Origin of the sequence: Synechococcus sp. R3-13 (genome assembly GCF_047462195.1) — a bacterium.
Classification (GTDB): Bacteria; Cyanobacteriota; Cyanobacteriia; order Thermostichales; family Thermostichaceae; genus Thermostichus.
In genome coordinates this window covers 1-1,525 of record NZ_JANSIO010000525.1, presented here as the reverse complement: position 1 = coordinate 1,525, position 1,525 = coordinate 1, and the positions used below count along the sequence as shown (strand labels likewise).

Below are 1,525 nucleotides of genomic sequence, written 5' to 3'. Positions count from 1 at the left end.
GCGAAAGGACTCCGTCCCGCTGACGCGATCGGTTTTCAGCTCAGCAGCAACAGCGTCCACAGCCAGTCTCCTCTACCCAAAACGAGAACCAAGAGGGCAGCAGGCTCTTTTCACATAGGTCATCCAGCCTAGCTTGAGGTTACCCCCGCCTCTTCCCTTTTAACCTAATCTTAACCTTGGTAAACCGAGCAGGCTGTGGCCAGGGAAACTGTCGCGAGCTTTGGCCTGTCGCGCCATTCCCGTCAGCGGAACAGAGTCTAGGGCTCCCGGCCTGCTGTCGCAAGTGGTAGGCGGGGTTCGACCACTGACCAGAGGCGGGCAGCCACCTCTGCCGGGGATCCCTGGGCGTCAATGCGGACAATCCGCTGCGGTTCTGCGGCAGCCAGAGCCTGGAACCCTTGGTAGACGCGGCGGTGGAACTCCAGGTGTTCTTGTTCGAGCTTGTCGCAAGACCCTGACCGCGCCAGCCCCACCTCGGGGGGCAGATCCAGCCACAGGGTGAGATCCGGCTGTAGCCCGTCGGTGACCCATCGGTTGAGCTGCCGGATCAGATCCAGATCTATGCCCCGGCCATAGCCTTGATAGGCCAGGGTGGAATCGGTAAAGCGGTCGCAAACCACCACCTGCCCTGCCGCCAGAGCCGGCGCGATGACTTTGCTCACGTGTTCAGCCCGATCCGCCGCGTACAGGAGCAACTCCGCCAGAGGGCTAAAGGGATCCCCGTGCAGCAACAGCTCCCGCAGCGTTTTGCCCAGCGCCGTGCCCCCCGGCTCGCGGGTACACAGGCAAGCGTAGCCTTCTTGGCGCAGCCGCTCAACCAAGAGGGCCTGTTGGGTGGTTTTGCCCACCCCTTCCCCGCCTTCTAGGGTGATGAACACACCGTCGTCCTCTGCAAGAGGGTTAGCGCAGGTTGAGTTGGGGCTGCAAATTAAAGGAGTGCCCCGGCACCACCACGTAGACGTCGGGGATGTTGGTGGGCTCCAGGCTTTGCAGGGCTAACCCTTCGATGTTGGAGCGCAGGGCGTTGTTGATGGTGGCTTCCAGTTGGGACAAAACCTGCGCCTCGTTGCCCTGAGTAGCCAAGCCAGGAAACTGGCTGTACACGGCGCGCGCCAAGCTGCTGGCCAAGGGGAGCTGGATCAGGGTGAGGTTGGATCCCCCCAGCTGGGGGCCCAAGGTGTTGGCCCGGCCGCGGATGCCCAAAGCTTGGAGGGCATTGGCCGTTTGGCTGACGGGGATGGTGCAAGTATCCATCTTGTAAACGGGCACTGAGGCCATGGTCAGAGCAGAAACGCTGGTCAGTTGCACCACAGTAAAGGAGGCAGTGCCGTTATAGGCAAAGCAAAAATCGCGAAAGGCTGCGGGCACATTGGCAGCGCGGATGGGGCGCTCATCGTCAAAGCCGCCCGACTCGGCGAAGATGTTGCGGATAGCGAATCCCCCGAAGAAGGCCAGCAGGGCCACCACCAGCAGGATCGTCAGATCGGAGGAGGAGACCCCCCCGCTGGAGCTGCCGCCTCGCCCA

The 1,525-nt window shown here is 62.3% G+C and carries 1 protein-coding gene and 1 pseudogene; both read right to left on the bottom strand.

The window, feature by feature from the left end; all coding sequences use genetic code 11:
- Nucleotides 1-257 precede the first annotated feature (257 nt).
- Complete coding sequence (gene tmk / locus NW856_RS14345) at nt 258-878, bottom strand: dTMP kinase (protein WP_414400778.1); 621 nt, start codon at nt 876-878, stop codon at nt 258-260.
- Between the two features lie 22 nt (nt 879-900).
- Nucleotides 901-1,525, bottom strand: a pseudogene (locus NW856_RS14340) (hypothetical protein); the annotation flags it as partial.